Consider the following 24416-nt stretch of genomic DNA (forward strand, 5'->3'; position numbering starts at 1 on the left):
GGGGCCTCCTGTACCCAAAACAGGCGCGCTACCAGGCTGCGCCACGCCCCGAACCGAGGCGGAACTTAGGTGGTATAAGTTCCGGACGCAATAGGGTTTTTTCAATCTTTTTCATTTCTTACGAGCGGAGGCACAAAAAGTGGTGCCGTATCCCACGGAAACAGCACCCAGGTGTCCTGAGCAACTTCCGTGACATAGTGGTCGGTCAGCGGTTTTCCGTCCGGTTTGGCATACAGGCAGGCAAAAACAGCCTTGGGCAGCATTTCACGCACGAACTGAGCCGTAATGCCGGAATCAACCAGATCATCGACGATCAAAAAGCCTTCGCCGTCACCTGCGGCGGTTGGCGCTTTCACAACCTTCGGCTGCTGCTGCGTGCCTTCTTCACCAGCGTAGCTGATGACAGAAACGCTTTCGATCAGGCGGCAGCCCATTTCACGGCCAAGAATAGCTGCGGGGATCAGGCCACCACGCGTAATCGCCACGATACCGCGGAACGGACCGTGCTTTTCCATGAGCGTCGCAGCAAGAGTACGGGCGTCACGATGGAGCTGGTCCCAGGTGACAGTTGCGTACGTTACGGGTTTGGGTGTGGATGTAGCATTCATGTCTCTCATCTGCCTTCCGGCTCGGAATTTTGCAATAAACTTGCACGCCGGAAGTGACTAATGTGCCTGAATGATTGAACCAGCATTACGAGCCCTTCCCGGCCTCGGCCCACTGATTATCAGCCGAATCTGTTCCCAGCTTTCTGCTACGACGCTGACAATTGCCATCGGCTGGCAGATGTATGCCCTGACCCATAGCGTTTCATCGCTGGGCTATCTGGGCCTTGCACAGTTTCTACCGATGGTTCCCCTGACATTCATCTCCGGACACGTCGCGGACCGTTTTAATCGTCGTAGCGTGGTGCTGATCTGCCAGATTCTGGAAGTGCTCAGCACGGGCGCCCTTGCAGCCATAGCCGCCATGCATTGCCTGACCCCGGCCTACGTGTACGCTTTTGCAGCGTTCTACGGCACGTTACGCAGCTTCGAGATGCCGTGCCAGCAGGCATTTCTTCCAGCGATCGTCCCCCCTCAGCTTCTGCCCAGAGCACAGGCCCTGATGTCCTCGCTGTTCATGACGGCATCCATTGTGGGACCAAGCCTGGGCGGCCTTCTCTACGGGCTTGGGTCAGTTATCTGTTACAGCCTTGCGACGCTTGGATTCGCATTGGCGTTTCTAGGAACGCTGGCTCTAAAGCTGCGCCATAAGGTCGCATCAAAAGACCCTGTGACGTTCGCCTCTGTATTTGCGGGCCTTGGTTTTCTAAACAGACGTCGCGACCTTCTTGGCGCGATTTCCCTGGATCTTTTTGCGGTTCTGCTTGGCGGTGCCACTGCCATGCTCCCCGTCTATGCGGATAGCGTTCTCCATGTTGGGCCAATCGGGCTGGGCTTTCTGCGCGCAGCCCCTGCGCTCGGAGCGCTCTTTACATCAGCCTGGCTGTCTCGCCATCCACTTGGGGGCCGAGCTGGAATTACGATGTTTGTTTCCGTGATCGTTTTTGGCATCGCGACCATTGTGTTCGGCGCTTCGCACATCACATGGCTCTCAGTCGTCGCCCTGATGGTTCTAGGAGCAGCAGACGTCATCAGTGTTGTCGTCCGGTCTTCACTCATTCAACTGGCTACACCAGACGCCATGCGCGGAAGGGTCTCTGCTGTAAATTCGCTGTTCATCGGCTCCAGCAACCAGCTGGGCGAATTTGAGAGCGGAATGCTGGGAACAGCCATCGGGCCAGAAGCAGCGGTTATCGCAGGCGGCGTAGGAACAATTCTTGTCGCGGCAACCTGGATTCGTCTCTTTCCCAGCCTGTGGGCGCTGGATCGCCTGGAAGACGTCAGACCAGAAGAACTCTGAGAAAATCTCACGAACTCATCACCGGAGCGGCATCAAGCGTCCGGTGATGGTCAATCAGTACAGTAGATATGAAAAAAGCCCCGTAAGGGGCTTTTCACTGTACCGAACCAAATCTTTCAAGAAGAAAGAGTGGCTCCCGAAGTAGGACTCGAACCTACGACCCAGCGATTAACAGTCGCTTGCTCTACCAACTGAGCTATTCGGGACCGGTGAGGAGGTATTTAGTCCAACCGCCGGGGTCGGTAAAGCCCCTTTTTTCATATTTCTGCATTTTTCTGAACTTTCTTCAGTAACCCGCAGAAAACATGACTTTTTCAGAGCTCTTCCCGCCCCCGGGTTGCCAATACATCCACACGTTCGTTGTTCACATCACCAGAATGCCCCCTCACCCAGAGCCATTCGATTTCATGAGGTTTGGCCGCATCGAGAATGCGCTGCCACAGATCCATGTTGGCAACGGGATCACCAGCTGAATTACGCCAGTTCCGCCGTACCCAACCACTATGCCACCGCGTGATACCGTTCCGGAGGTATTCACTGTCTGTATGCAACGTGACCCGACACGGCCGCTTCAGAGCTTCCAGAGCCTCAGCCGCAGCCGTCAGTTCCATCCGGTTATTGGTCGTCTCCGGATGGCCGCCCCATAGCTCCTTTTCCTTGCCCTTAAAGCAAAGCAGTGCTCCCCAGCCTCCTGGGCCGGGATTGGGTTTGCATCCACCATCCGTCCAGATCTCGACCGGAAGCTGATCCGCGTTCGCATCAGACATGCGCGACACCTGAGAAATGTCGGAGACGCCCCAGATAGGCCAGCGGATCCTTGCGGGTCACCAGTGCATCAGCCGGGGTATTGATCCAGTCGTAGAGGCGCGTCAGCAGAAACCGGATTGAAGCTCCCTGACACAGAACTGGCAAAGCTTCCTTTTCAGCCACCTCTAAATTGCGGACGCTTTCGTAACCTTCGATCATGGCGTGAGCGAAAGCGGGTTCGAAAACCTTCTCATCGCGAAAACACCAGGCGTTCAGACAGATCGCCAGATCGTAAGCAAACAGGTCCGTGCAGGCGAAATAGAAATCGATCAGCCCAGAGACCTGGTTGCCCTGAAAGAAGACATTATCGGGAAAGAGGTCTGCATGGATCTGCCCACGAGGCAAACTGCCAGCAGCAGGCCAAGACTTTTCAATCCGTGACAGTGCCTCAGACAGTTCCTGCGTGAGACCCGGCAGCAGGTCATCCCCACTGCCCTGACAGCTCTCAAGAAGCGGGCGCCACGCTTCCACAGACAGCCCATTAAGCCGTTCCGCTGTGTAGTCCTGCCCCAGCTTGTGGAATGTCGCGAGGACCTGTCCCAGTGCATGACAGGCAGATGCTGTAATCTGAGGGACGGCTTGACCCGGAAGGAACGTGGTGATCGCCGCCGGGCGATCTGCCAATACCCTGAGAGCGACGCCGTCTTTTGCCTGTACGGGTTGCGGGCAATTCATGCCCTTCCCCGACAGATGCTGCATCAGCCCCAGAAACCATGGAAGGTCAGACGCTTTAACCCGCCGCTCAAAGAGCGTGAGGATGAACTTCCCTTCCGTGGTCTGGAGGAGGAAGTTGCTGTTTTCGACGCCTTCGGCAATGCCCTGGAAAGAAACCAGGGCACCGATGTCATATGTGCCAAGAAACGCTTCAAGCGCCTCGGCCGCCAGTTCAGTATAGACGGCCATGAAGACTCAGTTGTCCTCACCAGCAAGCGGACCTGGAAGGCGGAAATTGATGTTTTCCTCCTTCATGATTCGCTCTTCGATCTTCAGCGTGTACTTTGCCGCAAGCGCCGTCACCATTTCCTGCACGAGGCTTTCCGGAGCTGACGCACCTGCACTGATGCCGAGCGTTTCAACGCCTTCCAGCACAGACCAGTCCAGATTTTCCAGCTTCGGCACCAGAAGTGCACGGCGGGCACCAGAACGCTCGGCCACTTCCCGAAGACGCTGCGAATTGGAAGAGTTTGGCGAACCGATCACGATGACCAGATCACTTTCTGGCGCAATGGCCTTCACAGCTTCCTGACGATTGGTCGTCGCGTAGCAGATATCTTCGCGCTTCGGGCCTTCAATCAGCGGGAAGCGAGTCCGCAGAATATCGACGATCTCAGCCGTATCATCCACAGACAGCGTCGTCTGCGTGATGAAGGCCAGCTTCGCCGGATCCTTTGGCTGAATCGTGCGGGCTTCTTCAGCGTCGTTGATGAGCGTGACAGCGCCCGGCGGAAGCTGGCCCATTGTGCCCACCACCTCCGGATGGCCGGCATGACCGATCATCAGAATATGAAGCTGCTCCGGGCCACCGCCTGCAAAGTGACGTTCCGCTTCGCGGTGCACCTTGGAGACCAGCGGGCACGTTGCATCTAGGTACAGCAGGTTGCGACGCTGCGCTTCGGCTGGAACTGACTTCGGCACGCCATGCGCTGAGAAAACGACATGACCGTCGGCCGGCACTTCATCGAGTTCCTCGACGAAAATGGCACCCTTTGCCTCCAGCCCTTCAACCACAGTACGGTTATGGACGATTTCGTGACGAACATAGACGGGCGCGCCATAACGGCGCAGCGCTTCTTCAACGACACGGATGGCACGATCCACACCGGCGCAGAAGCCGCGAGGCCCGGCCAGCAGGACGCGGAGCGTCTTCTGGTGTGCAGCACCTTCAGGTGCAAGAGTTGTCTGATCTGACATGGTGTTCCCCAAGCGGGCGGAGTTCGATATGTAGGACCAGTATCGACCGGATTGACGCATGTCGCAACGTCCGGGCCGCTTTGTGGGAGTTTCTACAGCAGATGCCAGCCTTTCGGCGCCTTGCCACGTCCCTGTTTGTCCCGGCTTTTGCCGTCGTCGCGATTTCAACACTCGCGGGATGTGACGAATCCAATCCGGGCTTCTTTGCCCCCACATGCCCGGTCACGGATATTCCCAGCGCCGCAGCAGACCGGTTTGTCTATGACGGAAAAGAGCCGGACATCGGGAATCTGGTCAGCCATGCACAGCTCACCGCCATTTCGGGAGACTGTGAACGTGGCCCCAAAGGCCCCAAAGACCAGCAGATGATTCGTACCCGCGTCAGTCTGGCAATGAACCTGACGCGAGGCCCTGCCTCCAAGACCGGCACCATCAACGTCCCCTATTTTATCGTCATTATGCGTGACGGAAAAATCGTGGATAAGAAAATCTTCACGGACACATTCAAGCTGGAGCCGAATGTCAGCAACCAGTCTGTTCGTACGGATCTGCGCCTTGTTGATCTTCCTGCATCCAAGAACATCCAGGAAAATCCTTACACGCTCGAAATCGGCTATCAGCTGACCAAAGATGAGCTGACTTACAACCAGCAGCATCTGCCCGTCGTAAAGTTCCGTGGCCGGACGCAGTAAGGGCCTTTTTCCTTCTCTTTCACCTGACGTCAAAATCCGGATTACGCTGAAAACGACCTTGGCTTGCCTGGCAGGCTTTGGGTCCTCAGCCTTTTCTGCGACTCCTGACGTTTCGGCATCGAAAGAAGAAAGGATCAAGGTCCATCACGCAGAACGTCCGGAAATTCAGAACTTTCCCCATGCAGGGTTTCTGGAACAACCACGCCGCCTGACGCCGAGCCAGAATGTGGCGCCGATCGGACGCCAGCCCCGATGGGGTGGATTCAATCGCGGCAACGGCGAAGGTGCAGGTTTTGGACCAGTCGGACGCTATGGTGTCGCGCCATGGGCGGAAGACTGGTCATACCTGCGTAACAAACGGCATCAGAGCGACATTTTCGATCCGTTGAAATTCATTGCTCTCAACAATGAACGCACAATCTGGCTGTCCCTGTCCGAGCGCACCCGCCTTCGCAACTGGTACAATGACTATCCGATGCTGGGGACAAACACCCACTCCGGATCAGGCCGCTTTGTCACGCGCAATATGCTGGGAGCAGACCTCCATATTGGAGAACACTGGCGTGTTTTCGCACAGCTCGTGAACGGTACGGCCGCAGGCTGGAACGGATATGGCTATGGCAGCACTTACCGCAAGCGCCTGGATCTGCATCAGGCCTTCATCGAATACAAACGCACAATTGGCACAGCCAAGACAGGCCTCATGTTTGGACGCCAGCAGTTTCTCGATGCCCCATCCTATGTCCTTTACGACCGGGAGCCCCCAAACATCCAGATTACCTGGAACGGACCCCGCGCTTACGCCATTTTCCCGCACGTCCGGTTCGATCTCTATAACTTCGTCGCGACAGACATCACCCCAACAGCCATGTTCCACGACACGCAGGACTGGAACACGCGCCTCTATGGCTTCAACACAACCTTTGACGTCCCCGCGTTCCATCTAGGCCAACAGCGTGTTCAATCCTATCTCGATCTGTTCTGGATTGGCTTTCATCTTGGTGGAAAAACAGGCTCTGTTCCGCTGGTCAGTGCGAGCAAAATCAGCTCCGTAACGGGCGCGACAAATCGTAACAATTTCGGTTTCCGGTGGTACGGTACAGCCCAGCAACTCGAATATGCCATTGGCGTCTTGTGGCAGCAGGGCAATTTCACACAATACGGAACCACTGCCCGGCGCCAGGTCTCTGCTTACTCCGTGAATACGACGTTGGGATACAGACGCTCCAATCTGCCCCTCAAACCCTTCTTCGGAATTCAGACGGACGTCTATTCCGGCGGAAATGAAAACCGTCGCACAGGAACAGTCGGGACTTACAGTGCGCCGTTTGCCCCGCAAAATCCGTATCTGGATTACACGGGCTACATTGGCGCAGCGAACCTGATCAATCTGTCCCCCATTGTCGTGGGGTCCTACGGTAAGGTGTCTTTGCGGATCAAAGTCCCGATTCTATGGAGGGAGACCACAGCGTCTTCCGTCTATTCAATCAGTTCGGCTTATAATTTCCCCAGGTTTCGCAGCCACTTCATAGGCGTAGCCCCTAATGGTCTGCTGACATGGGCCGTATCTCGACACTGGAACTGGACACATGTCGTCGCGTGGTTTGCGGCATCGCATGATCTGAAAAATGCCGGGGCAAAAAGCGGGCTCTATTATCAGTCCAGCCTGTCATTTGCTTTTTGATGAATGGTTGCGGTGCGAGCCTCCGCAGCGTAATGCCCGAAAAAACAACGCGACATCACAGGATCGCCCCACCATGAAACTTATGGACAGCCGCGAACTGACCTTGCGGGGCATCATTCTGGGTGCCCTGATTACCGTCGTCTTCACGGCAGCAAATGTCTATCTGGGATTGAAGATTGGCCTGACCTTTGGCTCCTCTATTCCCGCGACCATCATTTCAATGGCCGTACTCCGTCTGATGGGCGGCGGGACGGTGCTCGAAAACAATATGGTGCAGACGCAGGCTTCTGCGGCAGGAACACTCTCCTGCGTCTTCGCAGCGCTGCCTGGCCTCATCATGGTCGGGTATTGGCACGAATTTCCATATTTTGTCTCACTCCTGCTGACACTTGCAGGAGGCATGACCGGCGTCATCTTCACGATTCCGCTGCGTCGGGCATTGGTGAAGAATTCTGACCTCCCGTATCCGGAAGGCACAGCCTGTGCCGAAATCCTGCGAGCCTCTTCCCCTGAAGGCGATGCCCAGAGCGTGCGTTCCCTGACAAAAGGGAGCCTTGTCTCCGCAGCCGTTGCTTTCGCAACATCAGGGCTACGGCTTCTTTCCGACGGCGTTTCAGCTGCTACAAGCTTCGGCGCTTCCGTGTTTCGGCTGGATATCAGCTTCTCCCTCGCACTCCTGGGCACGGGTTATCTCGTCGGCATCGGCGGTGGCATTGCCATGCTGCTGGGTGTTCTGATGGGCTGGGGCGTCATGGTCCCCATTCTGGGGCATCTGAACCCGGCCGCAGACCCCATGGCCGCGGCAACAGGTTTATGGCTGCATAAAGTGCGTTTCATCGGCGCCGGAACAATTGCGGTTGCCGCAATTTGGACGCTGCTCGCACTGGCCAAACCTGTTGCAGTTGGCCTGAAAGAGTCTCTGTCCATCAAGCATCGTGCCTCACAGGACGAGAGTGATCAGGATCTTGCGCCCCGGACGTTGATTGGCCTGAGCATCGGACTGGCACTCGTCCTTTCAGGGCTGTTCACCCAGTTCCTGTGGCCCGCAATACCACACGGTGCATCACTGGTTATTCTGGTTCTTCTGGGATTGGGCGCCTGTTTCGGTCTTGGATTTCTGGTCGCGAGCGCCTGCGGCTATATGGCGGGCATTATCGGATCATCCTCTTCCCCGATTTCGGGCGTCGGAATTATCGCGATCATTGCCATTTCCGTCACACTCTGGGGACTGGAAAGCAGCGGCGTTCTTTCACCCGACCAACGCCCGACGGTTATTGCATTCGGGTTGTTTGTACTTTCTGCCATTACCGCATCTGCCGCAGTATCGAATGATAACCTGCAAGATCTGAAGACCGGACAACTGGTCGGCGCATCGCCCTGGAAGCAGGAAGTTGCCCTCCTGATTGGTTGTGCTGTCGGTGCAGTGGTTATCCCATGGGTCTTGCAGACACTTTATCAGGCCTACGGATTTGTAGGAGCCATGCCTCGCGCTGATATGGACCCAACCCGGGCTCTGGCAGCGCCACAACCAGCTCTGATGGCTGCCATTGCCACAGGTATTCTCACGCACAATCTGGACTGGCTGATGCTGGAGATTGGAGCAGTGCTTGGAATTGTACTGGTCATTGCGGATATTCTTCTAAAGCGGCGCAGTCTTGCTCTACCGCCTCTGGCCGTTGGCATGGGCATCTACCTGCCTGCCAACGTCTCCGTGACGATCGCAATCGGAGCAGGCCTCGGCTGGCTCCTGCGCAAGTTCCCAAAAGAACAGGGCACAATGATCGCATCTGGCTTTATTGTGGGAGAAAGTCTGGTGGGTGTTGCCGTGGCAGCCATTGTCGGCGCCACCGGCAGCACGGAAACACTGGCCCTTCCCATTCCGGACATGGTTCGAGCCGGACTGGGATGGGCAGTGTTTCTAGGCATCATTTTCTGGTTCGGGCGTTCTGTCCGTCGCCCGACGGCCTGAAATTCAGGCCTTTACCCACCACTGAACAGGTTCCGGCTCGTCAAGAACAACAGCTGGGGCCTCAACAGCGGCCTTCTCGACCTTCTTCACCACAATTTCGTCCTGCACTTCCTTACGCGGACGTCCAACCGGGCGCGGCGAACGGCGGGCTGCTTCAGCGGCCTGCTCACGGGACTGATGAAGCTGGGCTTTCAGAGACTGGATTTGGTCTTGATGCTCACGCAGATGACGGTTCAGCTCCGTAATCTGGATTTTAGCGTGGGCTTCTCGCGTTTCATATGTTTTGAGCTGCGTCCGGGCTTCAGCCAGATAACGCTCAGCTTCTTCCCAGCGACGCTGCTCACGCTTTACGGACTGACGAAGACGCTCGATTTCGTCCTGGTCGTCCTGGCTCGGTGCATTGCTACGCTGTGCAAATCCACGGCTGGCCTGATGTTCAACAACAACCTGACCATCTCGTACAAAGCGACGGCGACGTTCTGTTGTCGGCGTTGTGGGACGCGCCTTCTGGGGGCGGGAAGATCCTGACCCTAGACGAGCAAGCGCCTCACGCAGTTTGTCTTCACTAACCTGCTGATCGTCCTGCATTCTTCGTTTTTTCAACCAATTATAAAATTTGTTCTATGTCACCTGATCAGAATGCCCATCCTGAATGACGGAGGCTCTGAAAGGCTTGAAGCCGATCAGAAAAAAGCATGCCCTGACAAGGAAATGAAAGTCGACACTGCCGGTTTTCTAACTCATTCCGGTGTATCAGACGAAATTCTTTTACCAGATCTTATATGTCCTGTCATCAACACAATAAGACTGTATTCATCTTTCTTTTACTGCCACTGCCCCGGTTGCCAGAGAATGTCCGTTGCTCCGTGATCATTGGCGTGACGCGCAAGAACAAAGAAATAATCAGAAAGACGGTTCAGGAACCTCAGCCCACCCTCGGGCGCCGGCTCCAGAACGACAATCCGCCGTTCTGCGCGCCGTGCAACAGTCCGGGCCATATGGGCATGAGCAGAAACAAGAGAACCGCCGGGCAGAATAAAGCTTTGAAGAGCAGGCTGCTGCAGGCGCATCTCTTCAATACGTTCTTCCAGCCAACTAACGGCTTTTACTGTAAGACTTTGAGGGCGCTCTTTGTCAGGAATACATAAGTCTGCGCCCAGATCAAAAAGACAGGACTGTATTTTTCGAATATCAGAGGAAAGTTCACGTATACTTTCCTCTGCTCTAAGCGAATAATCAAGTAAACCAAGAAGAGCGTTCAGCTCATCGACCGTCCCCATGGCCTCAATTCTCGGACAGGCTTTTGAGACACGCGTTCCGTCTCCCAGTGAAGTCTGCCCTGAATCGCCGCCACGCGTTACAATACGATCAAGCCGAACACCCGTCATAATTGGCCTCTAAAGCTTAGTGACGACCGAAGTGATGATGATGACCTTTGACAGTCTTCGCGCCGCTCAGGTCCTGCGCACGAGTCGTATGGTCCTTGAGCATCTTCGTAGTGTCTGATGCCAGCGTCTTGATATCGGCCGTTCCGCCGGACTGCGATGCTGTTGCCAGAGCACTACTGAGAGCAGGCGTCTGAACGCTCAGAACTTCGCGCAGGAAGACACGGTCAAACGCAGCGCCATACAGATGCCCGAAGGATGCAACGTGAGCTTCATCGCCAGCATTCAGCTTGTCAGTAACGGTCAGATTGGCATCGCTAGCTACCTTCGAGACGGCCTTGCGATTGGTCGTGTGGTCATTGACCAGTGTTGCGGCGAAAGCCTTCACAACATCGCTGTTGCTATGCGTCGCAGCCAGTGTCGCAATGCTCACCTGCGTCAGATCCATGGCATCGACCTGCTGAAGAAATGCGGCATCCGCTGTCGAAAGCGTATAGGTTGATGCAGCAGACGGCAGCGCCGGTGCCGGCGGTGCATCCGGGGCATTACAGGCGCTCAGGCCTGCCAGCATGGCAATCGAGGCAAGAGCTGCGAAGCGTACAGTAACTGTCATGAAGAGACATTCCTTCCATCTGCGAGACCAGGACAATGTCCCAGCCACTCTGGCTGAATGGTCCCGGCTTCAAGCGGTCCATTCATGTTCGGCACCACTCATGATACATTCAGGCCATGTCCGCAAATTCTAGCACGCATGATTTTTCCGGCGCCTTCCGCTTCTGTTTCATTGCCGGAGCTGTCGAAGGCGCATCCGGAGTGGTTCTCGGGGCGCTTGCCTCTCACCTCCCCGACCATATGTTTGCCATCCCCAATGGCCGTGCCGTTCTGCACTCCGGGGTGGACATCCTCATGTGGCACGCCATCGCACTCTGCGCGCTCTCGCTGGGTGCGTCCTTTCTGGTGCCACGCCTGGCGCGTCTTGCATGCCTGACGATGCTGGCAGGCACGCTGCTCTTCTGTGTCTCCGTCACGCTTTTCGCGCTGTTCGATCTGAAAATCGGGACACTCTCAGTAGCCCGCATAGCCCCCTATGGCGGTACCTTGCTGATTTTAGCATGGCTTCTTGCAGCACTGTCCGGACTAAGACGGCGCTCAGCCTGAGACGTCAGGATCTGTTTCTGATCATCTTAAGAGCAAAAAGCCCGGCCACCTGAACAACCAGCGCCACAGCAAAACAGAATAGAATAATACCCACAAGAATGAGCTGTTCTCGCCCGAGCGCCGTTTCAATATGAAACACGCTGTAAAGTGACTGCCAGGCATGTGTCGCTGCAGTCTTCTGAGAGAGCTTTACGGCGGGTTCCCAGAAACGAAAGATGGCGGCAAGCGCCAGGGTAAGCCCAACGAGGACGACCGTCCTCAGGAGCGTCTCCAGAATACTGACTTCCGCACTCTGCTGAGCGGAGGGCGATGAGGGTGAACCGTGTTGCGTTATCAAAAGCATGACCTTCCGAATGAAGTAGGCTTTAATCGTTTTGCTGTGACACTGCGTTATGTGATGCAGACCACTCGATCAATGAAAGCCTTTTTTATGCGCGTTTCCCTTCTTGCTGCCGCCGGACTGGGTCTGGCGCTTTCCGCACCTTTTTCAGCACAGGCTGCAAGTACGCCTGCGCCCAAACTGACGGAAACATCAGCCCCGCCGGTCGCAACACCTTATCCAGATACGTCCGTCGCCCAGGAGCAGGTGCGCGATGCCTTTGCACTTGCTGCCAAAACGGGCCGGAAGGTGCTTCTCGATTTCGGCGGCAACTGGTGCCCGGACTGCAAAATGCTCTCCGGCATTTTTGCCCTGCCCGACGCAAAGGCATGGCTGGACAGCCAGTTTGTGATCGTCCCGGTGAATGTTGGCCGCATTAACACCAATCTCGATCTGGCTCAGAAATATGATGTGACGATCAAGGCTGTTCCAACAGTCATCATCGTGACGCCAGATGGTCACGCCCTGAACGGCGACGGGTCGAAGGCTCTGGGGAATGCTCGCGGCATGTCCCCACAGGCCGTTCTTGACCTGATTTCCGAGTGGAATAGCCGCGGATAAACCGTTCATTCTGGCTCTGAAGTTACCCTTCAGAGCCAGAACCGTTGCCTCAGATTCCGAGTTCCTGCTCGGCTTCATGAACGACTTCCGCCAAAGCATCCTCCTCAAACGGGGATACCAGACCAGCATCAGCCACAAGCTGTGAGAACGGCTTGGAGCCGCCTTCCGAGCACAGCTTGCGATATGTCTCGAACGTGGCTTCCCGGTTCATACGGGAACGAAGCCAGAGTTGCAGTGCACAGCACTGAGCCAGAGCATAATCAATGTAATAAAATGGTAGGCGATAGATATGGAGCTGGGCCTGCCAGCGGCCACCCTTTGCCGGATAAGCCAGATCGCCCCAGTCCCGCCAGGGCATGTACATTTTCTCCAGGCGTGCCCAGGTCTCGTGCCGTTCTGCCGCTGTCATCTGCGGATTGGCATACACTTCATGCTGGAAGTGATCGACACAGACACCGTATGGAAAAAATGAGAGCGCATCGATGAGATGCATTCGGCGGTACCGGTCCCCTGCCCCGTCTTCGACCAGTGTATCAATTTGCGGCCAGGTCAGAAATTCCAAGCCCATGGAATGAATCTCGGCAGCTTCCATGGTTGGCCAGAGCTGATCGACCCAGTCCTGATCGCGGCTTTTCCAGTTCTGGAAGGCATGCCCCATCTCGTGGGTAAACACGCCAATATCGTTATGGGTGCCATTGAAATTGGCAAAGATGTAAGGGCTGCCAACGGTCGGGAATGAGGTGCAGAAGCCGCCGCCCGCCTTGTTGTCCCGGTTTTTCAGATCAAGATATCCGAGATCCCGCATCTGAACGTAGAAATCGCCCATTTCGCCTTTGGGGTCGAGCGCACGGAACATGCCCTCTGCCCGCGCCACGAGCAGATCATGATCTCCTGCTGGCTCCGGATTCCCCTGCAAATCGATCAGTGCCTCGTCCCAGGCCCAGACCTTGTCCCATCCCATTTTAAGGCGACGGCGTTCCAGCAGTGACTGAACCAATGGGGTAACAGAACTAAGAACCTTTTCCCGGAAAGATGCCACCTGCTCCGGGCCGTAATCTGTCCGGCGCATCCGGCGGTAACCCAGCCCGATATAGTTCTCGAACCCCAGCGTTTTCGCCATCCGGTCACGCAGCTCAACCAGACGCCCATAAAGCGTATCCAGTTCTTCGCCGTGTTCTTCAAAAAAGGCCCAGCGTGCCTGCTCGGCGGCATGGCGGACGTCCCGATCCGGCCCCTGCAAATATGGTACAAGCCCTGACAGGTTCAGAACCTTGCCATCAAAGGCAATTTTCGCCGAGGCCAGAAGCGCCGTGTATTCGCCCGTCAGGCGCGCTTCTTCTTCCAGATCCGTGCTGATCCGGGGATCAAACGTCGTGGTGTCTGCTTCCCACAGATGAACCACATGTGGCGTCAGGAGTGCTTCCAGACCGGCACGATCAGGGTCTGCCAGCAGACGCTTCTTGATGATGACTTCATGGTCCGTCGCAACAGGCGAAAGGCGATCCGCGTAGTCACGGTCCGTCTTCGCCGTCTCGTCCTGCGTGTTGCGGGAAAACTGGAGATGAACGTGGGAGGCCCAGGATTCATACTCTCGCCGAACGGCGTCAAAGGCCTTGAGAGCCTCTTCGCGCTGCCCGCGATCAAGCAGCGACGAAATGTCCGCGTAGCGCGCCTTAAGAGACGCTTCGTCTGGACGGGGAAAAGACAGGTCAGAGAACGGAGGGATTGTCTGTGTCATGATCCAATTCTGACACTCCGCTCCGTTTCCGTCCATGCTTCTCAGGTTTTGCGGATACCTTTTACAAACCCTTCAATGCGGCGACATGCCTCCGCAAGCTGGTCGTCGGACGCTGCGCATGAGAGGCGCAGATAAGGGCTAAAGCCAAACGCAGTTCCCGGAACGGTTGCAACATGAGCCTCTTCAAGCAAGGCCTCTGCAAATGCCACATCCGTATCAAGCAATCGCCCACTGGCAGAAGTGCCGCCAGTCAGTTCGCCAACACCCGGATAAACATAGAAAGCGCCTTCCGGAACGGCGCATGTCAGTCCCGGAATAGCCTGAAGCGCTTCAACCATCGTATCTCGACGACGCTGGTAGGTTTCGCGCATCTGCTCAATACGATCCAGCCCACCTTTCAACGCAGCGGCAGAGCCGGCCTGAGCAAGCGTGCAAACACCGGAAGTTGTGTTCCCCTGCACTGCAATCATCGCCTTGATGAGCGGTGTCGGACCACATGCAAAACCGACGCGCCAGCCCGTCATGGCATAAGCCTTGGCCATACCATTAATGACCAGAATGCGGTCTGCCAGATCAGGCGCCACCTGCAAGATGGACAGATGCCTGCGACCATCAAATGTCAGGTGCTCGTAAATTTCATCAGACATGACAAGAACATGCGGCGCATCGCGCAAGACATCGGCAATGGCTTCAAGGTCATGACGTTCAAGGATGGCACCGGTAGGATTGTTCGGAAAATTGAGAACCAGCCAACGGGTTTTAGACGTAATCGCAGCCTTGATTGTCGCTGCGTCAGGCCGGAAACCATTTTCTTCCGGGCAGGGAATTTCAACGGCCGTCCCACCCAGCATCCGGGCAATCAGTGGATAGCTGACCCAGTAAGGCGCGGGAACGATAACTTCGTCCCCGTCATCCAGCGTTGCCGCAAAAGCATTATAGATGACCTGCTTGCCACCATTGGCCACCATAATACGGTCAGACGTGACCGTCAGATCATTATCCCGCTTGAACTTATGAATAATGGCGTCAATCAGCGCCTTCTGGCCCGGAATGGGAGGATAACCCGTATCACCAGCCAACCCGGCTGCATAAGCGGCTTCAATGGCTTCTGGCGGTGATGGAAAATCCGGCTGTCCAAGGGCAAGTGAAATGACGTCTTCACCCTCCGCCCGCAATTCGCGGGCCCGCGCTGCCATAGCGATAGTGGCTGGCTTGGGGAGTGTTGCCAGACGGGATGCAATACGAAACGTCATGACAGGCCCTGACAGAACTGCTGAATGCGGGTGCAGGCTTCCTTCAGAAGCTCGGTGCTGGTGGCATAGGAAATCCGGAAATATCCGGGCGTCAGGAAAGCACTTCCATGAACTGCGGCAACGCCCGTCTCATCCAGAAGAGCCGTGACAAAGGCCTCGTCACTGTCGATCAGATGGCCACCCTTACTCGTTTTTCCAAGTGTTCCCTCGATGGATGGGAAGACGTAAAACGCTCCTTCCGGCTTTGCACAGTTCAAGCCAGGTGCTTCATTGAGCATGGACACCACAAGATTGCGGCGCTGCTCATAAACACTCACCATTTCCCCAATGAAATCCTGCGGGCCTGAAACGGCCTCCTTGGCCGCAGCCTGAGCAATGGAGCACGGATTGCTCGTGCTCTGTCCTTGCAGCTTGATCAGCTGGCGCGTCAGTTCCACAGGCGCTGCGGAAAAGCCAATCCGCCAGCCCGTCATGGCATAGGCCTTGGACACGCCATTCATCGTCACCGTTCGGTCCCGCAGACGCGGTTCGACCTGCACAAACGTCTTGGCGACGGCGCCTTCATACATCAGCTTGGCGTACATATCGTCCGTCAGGATCCACACATGCGGATGCTCTAACAAAACTTCAGTCAGCGCCTTGAGGTGATGTTCGTCGTATGCGGCGCCTGTCGGATTGCAGGGCGAGTTCAGCATCAGCCATTTCGTCTTCGGCGTAATGGCAGCGCGAAGCTGGTCAGCCGTCAGGCGGAAACCGTTCTCAGCCGTTGTCTGGATTACGACAGGTGCTCCGTCTGCCAGCGAGACGATATCAGGGTAAGACACCCAGGCCGGAGCCGGAATGATGACTTCATCGCCCGCATTCAGGGTGGCCACCATCACATTATAAATAACCTGCTTGCCGCCAGTCGAAACACAGATTTCCTCAGCACGGTAATCCAGATCGAAATCAGCGTTCAGTCGGGCCGCAACGGCTTCACGCAGCGGCATCGTACCTGCAACATCCGTGTATTTCGTCTCGCCATTCTGAATGGCCTGAATGGCGGCCTGCTTGACGAAATCCGGCGTATCAAAATCCGGCTCACCAGCTGAAAGACTGATAATATCGCGGCCCTCTGCCTTCAGGGCACGGGCTTTCTGGGTAATCGCAATCGTCTGGCTCGGCAAGATACGGTTCAGACGGTCGGCAATGAGAGACATGATGGGTTCCCGGTGGCTTTATCGCGCAGAGACCCTAGCGCCGTCCGCCCTCATTTGACCACAGCCCATCGGCACATGACTGACACGTTTTTTGTGCACAAAAAAAGCCGGGCGGCTCCTTTATGGAACTACCCGGCCCTTAAGCAGAAACAATCTAAGGTAAAATCAGGCCAGCTTTTCCATTTCGCGCAGGACGGCCTGTCCCATCATATCCGTACCAACGCGAGCCATCCCTGGAGACATGATGTCAGCAGTGCGCAGGCCGCTTGCCAGAACATTAGACACAGCCTTTTCGATCAATTCCGCATCCTCACCCCGGTTGAGCGAGTAACGTAGCAGCATCGCAAAAGACAGGATCTGCGCCAGCGGGTTAGCAATGCCCTTCCCGGCAATGTCTGGCGCACTGCCATGGATTGGCTCGTAAAGTGCATTGCGCTTGCCATCTTCACGCACGATACCGAGCGTTGCAGACGGAAGCATACCCAGAGAACCCGTGAGCATCGACGCCAGATCGGACAGAATATCGCCGAACAGGTTGCCTGTAACGATCACATCAAACTGGTTCGGATTACGAACGAGCTGCATGGCACAGTTGTCGGCCAGCATGTGGGACAGTTCTACATCCTGATATTCGCGCTTGTGCAGATCCGTGACGACTTCCTTCCACAGAAGGCCGCTTTCCATCACATTGCACTTCTCGACGGAACAGACGCGATTGCCGCGCTGACGGGCCATCTCGAAAGCAACGCGGGCAACACGCTCGATTTCGGACGTCGTGTAAACTTCCGTGTTGATTCCACGACGGGAACCATCCGGAAGCGTCTCAATGCCGCGCGGCTCACCGAAATAGATACCACCGACCGTCTCACGAACGATCATGATATCGAGACCGCGCACTACTTCCGGCTTCAGGGCAGACGCATCAATCAGCGCATCAAAAAGCTGGGCCGGACGAAGGTTTGCGAAAAGCTCAAGCTCCTTGCGCAGCTTCAGAATGGCTACTTCAGGGCGCTTGTCGAACCCGACATGGCCCCAGGCCGGATCACCAACCGAGCCAAACAGAACCGCATCGGACTTCCGGGCAAGGTCGATAACTTCATCACGGATAGGAACACCATGGACTGCAAGGGAAGCCGCGCCAACGAGCTCTTCCGTAATGTCCAGCTTCAGGCCACGGTTTGCGTCCAGCCAATGCACGATCCGTGCAACTTCACGCATAACTTCCGGGCCGATACCATCACCGGCAAGAACAAGAAGCTTGTGGGCTTCACTCATTTTGCAGTTCCCATGCTGATTGACGGCACCCATGCACGGCTGGCCTGATGTTCAAAGCTGCTGATTTCCGCATCATGCGCCAGCGTCTGGCCGATATCGTCCAGACCTTCGAGCAGCATATGGCGGCGGAAGGGATCAACTTCAAACGGCACAACATTCCCGTCGGGGCGAATGATGATCTGCTTTTCCAGATCGACCGTCAGACGGGAATTCGAACCCTGCCGTGCATCACCCATCAGTTCGTCACAGATTTCCCGTGGCAAACGGATCGGCAGGATACCGTTCTTGAAACAGTTATTGAAAAAAATGTCGGCAAAGCTCGGTGCGATGACACAGCGGATGCCGAAATCCAGCAGAGCCCACGGCGCATGCTCGCGGGACGAACCACAACCAAGATTGTCGTAGGTGATGAGGATTTCAGCCTGACGATACGGCTCTTTGTTCAGAACAAAGTCCGGGTTCTCGTTGCCATTCTCGTCGTAGCGCTGCGCGGCAAAGGCATTCTTGCCAAGACCCGTGCGCTGGATGGTCTTCAGAAAGCGCGCCGGAATGATCTGATCGGTATCGATGTTTTCGTTCGGCATCGGAGCCGCAATGGCGGTCAGTTCCGTGAACTTGTCCATCAGACGGTTTCCTTCATCAGCTCACGCACATCACATAGCGTGCCCGTGACAGCCGCGGCTGCAGCCATGGACGGTGAGCACAGATGCGTTCTGCCGCCCGGTCCCTGACGACCCTCAAAGTTACGATTGGATGTAGAAGCGCAACGCTGTCCCGGCGTCAGACGATCCGGGTTCATCCCCAGACACATCGAGCAGCCTGCCTCGCGCCATTCAAAACCGGCATCAAGGAAAATCTTGTCCAGACCTTCAGCCTCGGCAGCAGCCTTCACAAGGCCTGAGCCTGGAACGATCATGGCACGAACTGTTGCCGCAACATGACGCCCGCGCACAACTTCAGCAGCAGCTCGCAAATCTTCTAAACGGCTGTTAGTGCAGGAGCCGATGAAGACCACATCGACGGGCGTTCCGGCAATCTTCTGGCCAGCCGTCAAACCCATGTAATCCAGAGCGCGCTGAACCTGCGCAGCCTGAGCCGGGTCTTTGAAATCTGATGGAGACGGCACGATGCCATCAATCGGCAGAACGTCCTGCGGGCTGTTACCCCATGTGACGGAAGGCACAATGTCCTCGGCCTTCAACGTCACTTCCGTGTCAAAATGAGCGCCTTCATCCGATGTCAACGTACGCCAGTAAGCACAGGCCTGCTCGAACGCTTCACCCTTCGGCGCAAACGGACGGCCATTCACATATGCAAAAGTCGTTTCGTCGGGAGCAACCAGACCAGCCTTTGCACCGCCTTCAATGGACATGTTGCAGAGCGTCATGCGCCCTGCCATGTCCAGATCGCGGATTGCAGAGCCGGCAAATTCGATTACATGGCCAGTGCCACCTGCCGTACCGATCTTACCGATAATGGCCAGCATGATGTCCTTGGCTGTCACGCCCGGACCCACTTTGCCCTCAACAGAAACACGCATGTTCTTTGCGGGTTTCTGGAGAAGCGTCTGGGTCGCCATGACGTGTTCGACTTCAGACGTGCCAATACCAAATGCAAGCGCGCCGAGTGCGCCGTGCGTCGAGGTATGACTGTCACCGCAAACGATCGTCATGCCTGGCAGAGAAATGCCCTGCTCTGGCCCGACAACGTGAACGATGCCCTGAGACGCGGAACGCAGCGGGAAATAGGGAACGCCGAACTCAGCGACATTCTTCTCCAGCGTTTCGATCTGGAGACGGCTTTCCGGCTCTTCGATCGGCTGGGAACGGTCGGACGTGGGGACGTTGTGGTCCACCACGGCGACTGTTGCGTCCGGACGGCGCAGGCGACGTCCGGCCATCCGCAGACCTTCAAAAGCCTGCGGGCTTGTCACCTCGTGAACGAGGTGACGGTCGATGTATAGGATGCACGTCCCGTCTTCGAGGCGGTCAACAACGTGATCGGCCCAGATCTTGTCAAACAGGGTTCTGGGCGAAGAAGAAACGGGCATCCTTATACTCCAACCTTGACTTAGGAAGCGGCTTTTTCGCCAGCCTTCGGCAGATCGCGCGGGCGCTCTGCAATACGTGCAGACTTACCCGAACGGCCACGCAGGTAGTACAGCTTTGCGCGACGCACCTTACCACGACGCACCACTTCGATGCTGGCCAGGGACGGAGCGTACAGCGGGAACACACGCTCCACACCTTCACCGTTGGAAATCTTGCGAACCGTGAAGTTGCTGTTCAGACCCTTGTTGGAACGGGCAATGACAACGCCTTCGAAGTTCTGCACGCGCTCACGCGTACCTTCGACAACGCGGACGCCAACGCGAACCGTGTCACCTGCGATAAATTCCGGAACGGCGCGAGCCGTGGAAAGACGCTCGATTTCGCGCGCCTCGTACTGCTGGATAATGTTCATGACCAAACTCCTGGAAACAAAAATTCAATGAACCTGCTGTCGCGCCAGGTACGCATCCCACAGATCGGGGCGACGTGCCTTCGTGACGGCGATTGACTGTTCATGACGCCAGCGGGCGATGGCACCATGATTGCCGGAGAGCAGGATTTCGGGCACTTCGCGCCCATCCCAGACCGCCGGCTTCGTATATTGCGGGTACTCCAGCAGACCGTCGGCAAAACTTTCGTCCTGACCACTAATCTGGGAACCCATCACTCCCGGTAAAAGACGCACACATGCGTCCAGAAGCATCAGGGCCGGAATTTCTCCGCCTGACAGCACGACATCGCCCATACTGAACTGTTCGATGTCGTGCTTTTCCAGCACACGCTCGTCAATACCTTCAAAACGCCCACACAGAACCACAACACCTGGCCCTGCCACGAAACGCTCTGCATCTTCATGCGACAGACGGCGCCCACGGGGTGTCGGATAGATGACAGGACGGCCATCCAGCGCCGGAAGCGCTGAAAGAGCCGTATCCAGAACATCTGCCCGCATGACCATACCAGCTCCGCCGCCAAACGGCGTATCATCCACAGCGCGATGACGACCCAGTCCATGCTCACGCAGATCATGCGATTCACAGGACCAGATACCGCAATCAAGCGCCCTGCCCGCTAGGGAAAATCCCAGCGGCCCCGGAAACATGTCCGGAAACAGGGTCAGGATGTCCGCGCGCCAACTCATGCCCGGACCTGTACCTCTCCATCGAGATCACCTTCGACCTCGACTTCAACTGGCGGCACGACGGTGACGCGACGGTGCGCGAGATCGACATGCGGCACACAAGCCAGCGTGAATGGAACGATCAGACCTCGATCAATCTCGATGCTGACACCCGCACCATAGTCATGAACTATGGAGACGGTTCCAAGCACTTCGCCATCTTCGGAAACTGCAGTCATGCCGATCAGGTCGGCATGATAGAACTCGTCTTCCTCGACGGCCGGCAGAAGTTCACGCGCAACATACAAACGACGGTTAACCAGTCGTTCGGCAGCTGTGCGGTCTGGCAGAGTGTTCCCCTGAGCGTCTGTCAGAGCAGCCACTCCCGGAGAAACCCAGCTTGCTATCCATACAACCCCATGCTCATCATGCAGCGCACCGAACATCTCGACAGAAGCCGGATCATCAGTAGCTGCATGAAGATGAACCAGACCGCGCACGCCATGCGGACGACCGATGGTCGCGATCAGGACATCACTGTCAGGTTTGAAGGGTGGCACGGATCAAGCGTCCTGAAACGTCAGCAGTAGATCAGGCTGCGGCAGCGGCAGCAGCAGCTGCTTCTGCAGCGCGAGCCTGAGCCTTGGCCTTCGGAGCGGACTTCTTCGGCTGCTCGCTGTAAGCAGGCTTCGGAGCCAGACCAGCGTTACCGAGGAAACGTGCAACGCGGTCGGTTGCCTGCGCGCCGTTGGACAGCCAATGCTGGATGCGCTCGCCATCGAGGCGGATACGATCAGCATGGTCGGACGGCAGCATTGGGTTGTATGCGCCAACCTTTTCGATGAAACGGCCATCGCGCGGGCTGCGGCTGTCTGCAACGACGATGTGGTAGTACGGACGCTTCTTGGCACCAGCGCGTGAAAGACGAATCTTGAGGCTCATGAAAAACTCCTGAAAGACAAACTTGAAAACTTGATGCTGATCAGACGAAAGGCGGGCGCCCACCGGGCTTGCCCATCCCCTTCATCATGTCGGCCAGACCACCTGCCCCACCCATTCCGCGCATAAGGCCACCAAGGCCCATTTTACTGATGCGCTTCATCATTGTGGACATGTCGTCAAACTGCTTGAGCAGACGGTTCACTTCCTGAACCGTCGTTCCAGAACCTGAGGCGATCCGCTTTTTACGGGATGCCTTGATGATCCCCGGCGTTTTGCGCTCCTGCTTGGTCATCGAAGAAATGATGGCCTTGTGACGTTTGAAAATCGATGTGTCGATCTCCTTGTCACCCAGCATATCCTTGATCTTGCCCATACCAGGAAGCATGCCGAGAATGCCCGAGATCGACCCCATACGGTTGATCTGGTTGATCTGGGACACGTAGTCATCCAGATCAAACTTACCGGCGAGCATCTTTTTGGCTACGCGCTCGCCTTCTTCGTGGTCGAGCGTTTCCGCTGCGCGCTCCACGAGGCCAGCAACGTCACCCAGCCCCAGAATACGGCCAGCCACACGTTCCGGATGGAATTCTTCGAGCGCTTCCAGCTTTTCGCCAGAACCCGTCAGCTTGATCGGTGCGCCCGTAATGGCCTTCATGGACAGTGCGGCACCGCCACGGGCGTCACCATCCATACGGCTCATGACGACGCCGGTAATACCGACCGCTTCATTGAAGGACTTGGCTGTATTGACAGCGTCCTGCCCCGTCATCGCGTCCACGACCAACAGCGTTTCTGCCGGGTTCGTGACAGAACGGATCTCGCGAACCTCGTCCATCAGAGCTTCGTCGATAGACAGTCGGCCAGCGGTATCGAGAATGACGATATCGTAGCCTTCGCGACGGGCTGTTTCCAGCGCACGCTTCGCGATATCTACCGGCGACTGCCCCGCTACGATTGGCAGAGACTTCACCAGCCCTGTAATCGCGTTGACGCGCTCAGCAAGCTGCTGAAGCTGGAGTTGCGCTGCTGGACGCTGCACGTCCAGGCTCGCGAGAAGAATCTTCTTGCGCTCACGGGAAGAGAGACGCAGGGCGATCTTACCCGAAGTCGTGGTCTTTCCCGAACCCTGCAGACCAACCATCAGTAATGGAACTGGCGGCACGGCTGAAAGATTCAGAGGAGCAACACCGGCGCCCCCGAGGGCGTCAATCAGGGCATCGTTAACGATTTTGGCGACAGCCTGGCCAGGAGAAACGCTTTCCAGCACCTCATGACCAACTGCACGCTCACGCACCTTATTGACGAAGTCCCGCACGACCGGCAGCGCGACGTCCGCCTCCAGCATCGCGAGACGAACTTCACGCATGGCCTCGGTGACATCAGCCTCTGAGAGCTTTCCATTCTTGGAAAGCCCTTCGAGGACACCGGACATCTTACCTGAGAGTTGATCGAACAACGGGCCACCTTATAGCAAGCAGAAACACGCCACTGCGCGAGCCTTCGCGATGTGGCGTGTCCGGAAACAGGTTCGCTCTATCGCTTCGTGACGCGGACGTCAAGCAATAGAGCGCCTCGACCTTAGAAATCAGGGTGCAGGCGGCGGCCCGTCTTCAGGCGGATGGCCCATAATGGCGTCCAACTGATCATGGAGCGAACGAATTTTCTCCATGGTCGTATTCGCCTGGCGGCGCTGCTCAGGAGTCAGGATATCATGGAGCTTCTCCTGCGTCTCCAGTCGAGCCTGCGCTTCCTGCACATGCAGGTCGGATTCCTGCTTGGTCAGATCAGCGAGAAGCGTACGATCCAGATCACCCTCTACAGAAAGAGCCGTGCGGATCTTGTCCCGAAGAGCCTTCAGTTTCTCATGCCGAGCCTTCATCTCTTCATGGCCTTGGCTGAAAATCTTATGGACCTGAGCCTTCTGGGCCTCAGTCAGAGTTATTCCCGGCGGGAATGGCGGAAGCATACCCCCAGGACCCGGCCTGCCATGCATGCCATCAGGCTGCGGTCCTGGCGCACCCGGAGGGGCGTGTGCCAGAGCGGAGCCAGCCAACAGCCCAACGGAAGCTAGAGCCGGAAGGAGAACAGAAAGACGAAATGCCGTCATGGATGCTATATCCTTGATGGTGATGAGAGGCGAAAAAGCGTTCCCGCCCCATTCCCTTCAAGATGACAGTTTTTTCGTTACAAAACGCCCCATGTCCTGTTTCGAAGAGTAAACCCCTCCAAGGTATGTAACAAAGAAGGAGGCTTGACGTGAGCGCCATCTCATCGCATGTAGCCGCCCACGTCCTGCACGCAGGACACGACTCCCGATTTTACGGTCGGGGTCTGGAGAGGTGGCCGAGTGGTTTAAGGCAGCGGTCTTGAAAACCGCCGTGCGTGGA

The 24416-nt window shown here is 56.4% G+C and carries 26 protein-coding genes and 1 tRNA gene; 6 read left to right on the top strand and 21 right to left on the bottom strand.

The window, feature by feature from the left end; genetic code table 11:
- Positions 1-101: 101 nt before the first annotated feature.
- Positions 102-617: a xanthine phosphoribosyltransferase gene (gene gpt, locus ABF979_RS11385; protein WP_415559862.1), complete on the bottom strand. Its 516-nt coding sequence runs from the start codon at positions 615-617 to the stop codon at positions 102-104.
- A 61-nt stretch (positions 618-678) separates the two neighbouring features.
- On the opposite strand from gpt, the gene ABF979_RS11390 reads away from it, so the two are divergent.
- A complete protein-coding gene (locus ABF979_RS11390; RefSeq protein WP_415559864.1) occupies positions 679-1905 on the top strand; it encodes an MFS transporter in 1227 nt (408 codons plus the stop codon).
- Positions 1906-2035: 130 nt separating this feature from the next.
- Here the strand turns inward: ABF979_RS11390 and ABF979_RS11395 are convergent.
- The 4 genes from ABF979_RS11395 to ispH form a co-directional block, all read right to left on the bottom strand.
- Positions 2036-2111: transfer RNA gene (locus ABF979_RS11395), tRNA-Asn, on the bottom strand.
- 108 nt (positions 2112-2219) lie between these two features.
- Entirely contained in the window at positions 2220-2672 is a 453-nt protein-coding gene (rnhA, locus tag ABF979_RS11400; protein ID WP_415559866.1) for a ribonuclease HI, read from the bottom strand.
- Positions 2665-3615, bottom strand: coding sequence for a homoserine kinase (locus ABF979_RS11405; protein WP_415559869.1), 951 nt, complete (start codon positions 3613-3615; stop codon positions 2665-2667). The genes rnhA and ABF979_RS11405 overlap by 8 nt, the downstream gene beginning before the upstream one ends.
- Before the next feature lie 6 nt (positions 3616-3621).
- Positions 3622-4623: a 4-hydroxy-3-methylbut-2-enyl diphosphate reductase gene (ispH, locus tag ABF979_RS11410; RefSeq protein ID WP_203549139.1), complete on the bottom strand. Its 1002-nt coding sequence runs from the start codon at positions 4621-4623 to the stop codon at positions 3622-3624.
- Between the two features lie 101 nt (positions 4624-4724).
- Here ispH and ABF979_RS11415 point away from each other — a divergent pair, with 101 nt between their 5' ends.
- From ABF979_RS11415 to ABF979_RS11425, 3 genes are all read left to right on the top strand, one after another.
- Positions 4725-5315, top strand: a complete 591-nt coding sequence (locus ABF979_RS11415; RefSeq protein WP_415559872.1) for a hypothetical protein — start codon at positions 4725-4727, stop codon at positions 5313-5315.
- Positions 5299-6999 (top strand): alginate export family protein, encoded by a 1701-nt coding sequence (locus ABF979_RS11420; protein ID WP_415559874.1) that lies wholly within the window; start codon positions 5299-5301, stop codon positions 6997-6999. The genes ABF979_RS11415 and ABF979_RS11420 overlap by 17 nt, the downstream gene beginning before the upstream one ends.
- A gap of 73 nt (positions 7000-7072) precedes the next feature.
- Positions 7073-8968, top strand: a complete 1896-nt coding sequence (locus tag ABF979_RS11425) for an OPT family oligopeptide transporter (RefSeq protein ID WP_415559876.1) — start codon at positions 7073-7075, stop codon at positions 8966-8968.
- A 3-nt stretch (positions 8969-8971) separates the two neighbouring features.
- On the opposite strand, the gene ABF979_RS11430 is transcribed toward ABF979_RS11425, so the two are convergent.
- The 3 genes from ABF979_RS11430 to ABF979_RS11440 all read right to left on the bottom strand — a co-directional run bounded on the left by ABF979_RS11430 (position 8972) and on the right by ABF979_RS11440 (position 10966).
- The gene (locus tag ABF979_RS11430; protein ID WP_415559878.1) at positions 8972-9556 is read right to left on the bottom strand and encodes a hypothetical protein; all 585 of its coding nucleotides are present in this window, start codon (positions 9554-9556) and stop codon (positions 8972-8974) included.
- Between the two features lie 236 nt (positions 9557-9792).
- Positions 9793-10356 carry a cob(I)yrinic acid a,c-diamide adenosyltransferase gene (locus ABF979_RS11435; protein ID WP_202208463.1) on the bottom strand — a complete coding sequence of 188 codons (564 nt, stop codon included), beginning with the start codon at positions 10354-10356 and terminating at the stop codon, positions 9793-9795.
- A gap of 16 nt (positions 10357-10372) precedes the next feature.
- A complete protein-coding gene (locus ABF979_RS11440; protein WP_415559880.1) occupies positions 10373-10966 on the bottom strand; it encodes a DUF4142 domain-containing protein in 594 nt (197 codons plus the stop codon).
- Between the two features lie 116 nt (positions 10967-11082).
- Here ABF979_RS11440 and ABF979_RS11445 point away from each other — a divergent pair, with 116 nt between their 5' ends.
- Positions 11083-11511: a DUF423 domain-containing protein gene (locus ABF979_RS11445; RefSeq protein ID WP_415559882.1), complete on the top strand. Its 429-nt coding sequence runs from the start codon at positions 11083-11085 to the stop codon at positions 11509-11511.
- Positions 11512-11515: 4 nt separating this feature from the next.
- Here ABF979_RS11445 and ABF979_RS11450 read toward each other — a convergent pair whose 3' ends face one another.
- Entirely contained in the window at positions 11516-11854 is a 339-nt protein-coding gene (locus ABF979_RS11450) for a hypothetical protein (RefSeq protein WP_211516648.1), read from the bottom strand.
- A 72-nt stretch (positions 11855-11926) separates the two neighbouring features.
- On the opposite strand from ABF979_RS11450, the gene ABF979_RS11455 reads away from it, so the two are divergent.
- On the top strand, positions 11927-12451 hold the full coding sequence (locus tag ABF979_RS11455; protein ID WP_415559884.1) for a thioredoxin family protein: 525 nt from the start codon (positions 11927-11929) through the stop codon (positions 12449-12451).
- Positions 12452-12500: 49 nt separating this feature from the next.
- Here ABF979_RS11455 and ABF979_RS11460 read toward each other — a convergent pair whose 3' ends face one another.
- From ABF979_RS11460 to ABF979_RS11515, 12 genes are all read right to left on the bottom strand, one after another.
- Complete coding sequence (locus ABF979_RS11460) at positions 12501-14189, bottom strand: M3 family oligoendopeptidase (protein ID WP_202208459.1); 1689 nt, start codon at positions 14187-14189, stop codon at positions 12501-12503.
- 41 nt (positions 14190-14230) lie between these two features.
- Positions 14231-15442, bottom strand: coding sequence for a pyridoxal phosphate-dependent aminotransferase (locus ABF979_RS11465; protein ID WP_415559887.1), 1212 nt, complete (start codon positions 15440-15442; stop codon positions 14231-14233).
- Entirely contained in the window at positions 15439-16641 is a 1203-nt protein-coding gene (locus ABF979_RS11470; RefSeq protein WP_415559889.1) for a pyridoxal phosphate-dependent aminotransferase, read from the bottom strand. Before ABF979_RS11470 ends, ABF979_RS11465 begins: the two co-directional genes overlap by 4 nt.
- Positions 16642-16806: 165 nt before the next feature.
- Positions 16807-17916, bottom strand: coding sequence for a 3-isopropylmalate dehydrogenase (leuB, locus tag ABF979_RS11475; RefSeq protein WP_046901342.1), 1110 nt, complete (start codon positions 17914-17916; stop codon positions 16807-16809).
- Positions 17913-18539, bottom strand: coding sequence for a 3-isopropylmalate dehydratase small subunit (gene leuD, locus ABF979_RS11480; protein WP_064273079.1), 627 nt, complete (start codon positions 18537-18539; stop codon positions 17913-17915). Before leuD ends, leuB begins: the two co-directional genes overlap by 4 nt.
- On the bottom strand, positions 18539-19966 hold the full coding sequence (leuC, locus tag ABF979_RS11485) for a 3-isopropylmalate dehydratase large subunit (protein ID WP_415559891.1): 1428 nt from the start codon (positions 19964-19966) through the stop codon (positions 18539-18541). Before leuC ends, leuD begins: the two co-directional genes overlap by 1 nt.
- A 20-nt stretch (positions 19967-19986) precedes the next feature.
- Positions 19987-20379: a 50S ribosomal protein L19 gene (gene rplS, locus ABF979_RS11490; RefSeq protein ID WP_007283497.1), complete on the bottom strand. Its 393-nt coding sequence runs from the start codon at positions 20377-20379 to the stop codon at positions 19987-19989.
- Between the two features lie 24 nt (positions 20380-20403).
- Positions 20404-21108: a tRNA (guanosine(37)-N1)-methyltransferase TrmD gene (trmD, locus tag ABF979_RS11495; protein WP_415559894.1), complete on the bottom strand. Its 705-nt coding sequence runs from the start codon at positions 21106-21108 to the stop codon at positions 20404-20406.
- Complete coding sequence (gene rimM, locus ABF979_RS11500) at positions 21105-21647, bottom strand: ribosome maturation factor RimM (protein WP_415559896.1); 543 nt, start codon at positions 21645-21647, stop codon at positions 21105-21107. Before rimM ends, trmD begins: the two co-directional genes overlap by 4 nt.
- Positions 21648-21678: 31 nt before the next feature.
- Entirely contained in the window at positions 21679-22029 is a 351-nt protein-coding gene (rpsP, locus tag ABF979_RS11505) for a 30S ribosomal protein S16 (protein WP_099212690.1), read from the bottom strand.
- Between the two features lie 40 nt (positions 22030-22069).
- Positions 22070-23485, bottom strand: a complete 1416-nt coding sequence (gene ffh, locus ABF979_RS11510; protein ID WP_064273075.1) for a signal recognition particle protein — start codon at positions 23483-23485, stop codon at positions 22070-22072.
- A gap of 129 nt (positions 23486-23614) precedes the next feature.
- Positions 23615-24136 carry a Spy/CpxP family protein refolding chaperone gene (locus ABF979_RS11515; RefSeq protein ID WP_415559898.1) on the bottom strand — a complete coding sequence of 174 codons (522 nt, stop codon included), beginning with the start codon at positions 24134-24136 and terminating at the stop codon, positions 23615-23617.
- Positions 24137-24416 lie beyond the last annotated feature (280 nt).

It is taken from the genome of Gluconobacter sp. (genome assembly GCF_047723935.1).
Lineage (GTDB): Bacteria > Pseudomonadota > Alphaproteobacteria > Acetobacterales > Acetobacteraceae > Gluconobacter.

Excerpts from the sequence above, each read along its gene's own strand:
- gpt (WP_415559862.1), bottom strand. The coding sequence starts at position 617 with ATGAGAGACATGAATGCTACATCCACACCCAAACCCGTAACGTACGCA.
- ABF979_RS11390 (WP_415559864.1), top strand. The coding sequence starts at position 679 with ATGATTGAACCAGCATTACGAGCCCTTCCCGGCCTCGGCCCACTGATT.
- rnhA (WP_415559866.1), bottom strand. The coding sequence starts at position 2,672 with ATGTCTGATGCGAACGCGGATCAGCTTCCGGTCGAGATCTGGACGGAT.
- ABF979_RS11405 (WP_415559869.1), bottom strand. The coding sequence starts at position 3,615 with ATGGCCGTCTATACTGAACTGGCGGCCGAGGCGCTTGAAGCGTTTCTT.
- ispH (WP_203549139.1), bottom strand. The coding sequence starts at position 4,623 with ATGTCAGATCAGACAACTCTTGCACCTGAAGGTGCTGCACACCAGAAG.
- ABF979_RS11415 (WP_415559872.1), top strand. The coding sequence starts at position 4,725 with ATGCCAGCCTTTCGGCGCCTTGCCACGTCCCTGTTTGTCCCGGCTTTT.
- ABF979_RS11425 (WP_415559876.1), top strand. The coding sequence starts at position 7,073 with ATGAAACTTATGGACAGCCGCGAACTGACCTTGCGGGGCATCATTCTG.
- ABF979_RS11430 (WP_415559878.1), bottom strand. The coding sequence starts at position 9,556 with ATGCAGGACGATCAGCAGGTTAGTGAAGACAAACTGCGTGAGGCGCTT.
- ABF979_RS11435 (WP_202208463.1), bottom strand. The coding sequence starts at position 10,356 with ATGACGGGTGTTCGGCTTGATCGTATTGTAACGCGTGGCGGCGATTCA.
- ABF979_RS11440 (WP_415559880.1), bottom strand. The coding sequence starts at position 10,966 with ATGACAGTTACTGTACGCTTCGCAGCTCTTGCCTCGATTGCCATGCTG.
- ABF979_RS11445 (WP_415559882.1), top strand. The coding sequence starts at position 11,083 with ATGTCCGCAAATTCTAGCACGCATGATTTTTCCGGCGCCTTCCGCTTC.
- ABF979_RS11450 (WP_211516648.1), bottom strand. The coding sequence starts at position 11,854 with ATGCTTTTGATAACGCAACACGGTTCACCCTCATCGCCCTCCGCTCAG.
- ABF979_RS11455 (WP_415559884.1), top strand. The coding sequence starts at position 11,927 with ATGAAAGCCTTTTTTATGCGCGTTTCCCTTCTTGCTGCCGCCGGACTG.
- ABF979_RS11460 (WP_202208459.1), bottom strand. The coding sequence starts at position 14,189 with ATGACACAGACAATCCCTCCGTTCTCTGACCTGTCTTTTCCCCGTCCA.
- ABF979_RS11465 (WP_415559887.1), bottom strand. The coding sequence starts at position 15,442 with ATGACGTTTCGTATTGCATCCCGTCTGGCAACACTCCCCAAGCCAGCC.
- ABF979_RS11470 (WP_415559889.1), bottom strand. The coding sequence starts at position 16,641 with ATGTCTCTCATTGCCGACCGTCTGAACCGTATCTTGCCGAGCCAGACG.
- leuB (WP_046901342.1), bottom strand. The coding sequence starts at position 17,916 with ATGAGTGAAGCCCACAAGCTTCTTGTTCTTGCCGGTGATGGTATCGGC.
- leuD (WP_064273079.1), bottom strand. The coding sequence starts at position 18,539 with ATGGACAAGTTCACGGAACTGACCGCCATTGCGGCTCCGATGCCGAAC.
- leuC (WP_415559891.1), bottom strand. The coding sequence starts at position 19,966 with ATGCCCGTTTCTTCTTCGCCCAGAACCCTGTTTGACAAGATCTGGGCC.
- rplS (WP_007283497.1), bottom strand. The coding sequence starts at position 20,379 with ATGAACATTATCCAGCAGTACGAGGCGCGCGAAATCGAGCGTCTTTCC.
- trmD (WP_415559894.1), bottom strand. The coding sequence starts at position 21,108 with ATGAGTTGGCGCGCGGACATCCTGACCCTGTTTCCGGACATGTTTCCG.
- rpsP (WP_099212690.1), bottom strand. The coding sequence starts at position 22,029 with ATGAGCCTCAAGATTCGTCTTTCACGCGCTGGTGCCAAGAAGCGTCCG.
- ABF979_RS11515 (WP_415559898.1), bottom strand. The coding sequence starts at position 24,136 with ATGACGGCATTTCGTCTTTCTGTTCTCCTTCCGGCTCTAGCTTCCGTT.